The following is a 2,099-nucleotide window of genomic DNA, read 5'->3' as shown; positions in this document are numbered from 1 at the left end:
TGGCGGGCGGCGGCGACCCGCAGGCGCTGCGCGACCTGCTCGCCGAGGATGCGGTGTTCCATTCGCCGGTCGTCCACACGCCGCAGCAGGGCCGCGACACGGTCTTCGCCTATCTGCACGCCGCCAGCCATGTGCTCGGCGGCGAGCATTTCCGCTATCTGCGCGAAATCGTCGACGGCGATCAGGCCTGCCTCGAGTTCGCGAGCGAACTCGACGGCATCCATATCAACGGCGTCGACATCATCCGCTGGAACGACGAAGGAAAGATACAGGATTTCAAGGTGATGGTCCGCCCGCTCAAGGCCATCAACAAGGTATGGGAGAAAATGGCCGCGATGCTCGCCGCGCAGGCGGGCTGATCGCGCGGCCGTCCGATGCTTCGCTGGATCGCCTTTCCCGTCCTTTGCGCCGCGATCGCGCTTGCCGCGTGGTGGGGGCCGGCGCGCTGGACATTGATCCTGTGGGTACCGCTGCTCGTCGTCGCCTTGTACGACGCCGTGCAGCGGCGCCATACGCTGCGCCGCAACTATCCGCTGATCGCGCATATCCGCTGGCTGTTCGAGGCGCTGCGCCCCTTCCTCTATGCCTATGTCGTCGAAAGCCCGTTCGACGGGCGCCCCTTCACCCGCAGCGAGCGCGACATCGTCTATGCGCGCGCCAAGGGCGATCTCGACGCGCATCCCTTCGGCACCGAACTCGACGTCTATTCGGACGAATATGAATGGATGAGCCACAGCATCGCGCCCGTGGTCGCCGCCGACCGGACGCAGCGGGTGCGCGTCGGCACCGCGCAATGCTCGCGGCCCTATGACGCCGCGCTGCTCAACATTTCGGCGATGAGCTTCGGCTCGCTCGGCGCGAAGGCGATCGAGGCGCTCAACCTCGGTGCCCGCCGGGGCGGCTTCTATCACGACACGGGCGAGGGCGGCTTCAGCCCCTATCACCGCATCCACGGCGGCGATATCGTCTGGGAACTGGGCAGCGGCTATTTCGGCTGCCGCGACGCGACCGGCCGCTTCGACCCCGGCCGGTTCCGCGACCGCGCGCAGGACGATCAGGTCAGGATGATCGAGATCAAGCTGAGCCAGGGCGCCAAGCCCGGCCATGGCGGCGTGCTGCCCGGCGCCAAGGTCAGCGCCGAGATCGCCGCGACGCGCGGCGTGCCGGAGGGCGAGGACTGCATTTCCCCCGCCGCGCATTCGGCCTTCACCACCCCGATCGGGATGGTCGAATGGGCCGCGAGGCTGCGCGAACTGTCGGGCGGCAAGCCCGTCGGCATCAAGCTGTGCGTCGGCCAGCCGCACGAAATCTATGCCGTCATGAAGGCGATGCTCGAAACCGGAATCCGGCTCGATTTCATCGTCGTCGACGGCGCCGAAGGCGGCACCGGCGCGGCGCCGGTCGAATTCTCGAACCGCGTCGGCATGCCGCTGCGCGAAGGGCTGATCTTCGTGCGCAACGCGCTCGTCGGTTGCGGATTGAAGGAGGAGATCCGCCTCGCCGCGTCGGGCAAGGTCCACTCGGGCGCCGGGCTCGCGGTCCATTGCGCGCTCGGCGCCGACTGGTCGAATGCCGCGCGCGCCTTCATGTTCAGCCTCGGCTGCGTCCAGTCGCTGCGCTGCCATACCGATCTGTGCCCGACCGGGGTCGCGACGCAGGACCCGGGCCGCCAGCGCGGGCTGGTGGTCGAGGACAAGGCGGCCCGCGTCCACCGCTTCCAGGCCGCGACCGTTTCCGCGCTATGGGACATCAGTTGCGCGATGGGGCTCGACAGCCCGTGGCGGATCCGCCCGCACCATCTGCACGAACGGCTCAATTCGGCGCGCTCGGATTCGATCGACCGCATCTATAATTTCTACCCGCGCGGCATCCTGCTCGACGATCCGGGGTCAGTCGCAAGTGCGCGCTATTGGGCGATGGCGCGCGCGGACAGCTTTCAGGCGGCGATGGAGGGAACGCCGGGATAAGGGCTGGAGTATCGAGCGCTAAATCCGGCGGTAACGAGAAAGCAGGAGCGTGATTTTGCTTTCATCGTCACCCGGATCAAGTCGGGATATATATCCTTCAGACAAGTAGGGAGCTGTTCCCCGGCGAAAGCC

Annotated in this window: 2 protein-coding genes; both read left to right on the top strand. The window is 67.1% G+C overall.

Translation table 11 applies throughout. From position 1 onward, the window contains the following. Positions 1 to 359 (top strand): nuclear transport factor 2 family protein (locus SGR02S_RS19165; protein ID WP_067113807.1); only part of this gene is annotated, 359 nt, incomplete at its 5' end. 15 nt (positions 360 to 374) lie between these two features. Beyond that, the gene (locus tag SGR02S_RS19160) at positions 375 to 1,967 is read left to right on the top strand and encodes an FMN-binding glutamate synthase family protein (RefSeq protein ID WP_067113806.1); all 1,593 of its coding nucleotides are present in this window, start codon (positions 375 to 377) and stop codon (positions 1,965 to 1,967) included. Positions 1,968 to 2,099: the final 132 nt, after the last annotated feature.

It is taken from the genome of Sphingopyxis granuli NBRC 100800 (genome assembly GCF_001591045.1).
GTDB classification, from domain to species: Bacteria; Pseudomonadota; Alphaproteobacteria; order Sphingomonadales; family Sphingomonadaceae; genus Sphingopyxis; species Sphingopyxis granuli.
Note: the sequence above shows the minus strand (reverse complement) of the source record. Positions and strands in the feature narration are given on the sequence as shown.

What these genes read in the sequence shown, in the direction of transcription:
- SGR02S_RS19160 (WP_067113806.1), top strand. Translation starts at nt 375, where the DNA reads ATGCTTCGCTGGATCGCCTTTCCCGTCCTTTGCGCCGCGATCGCGCTT.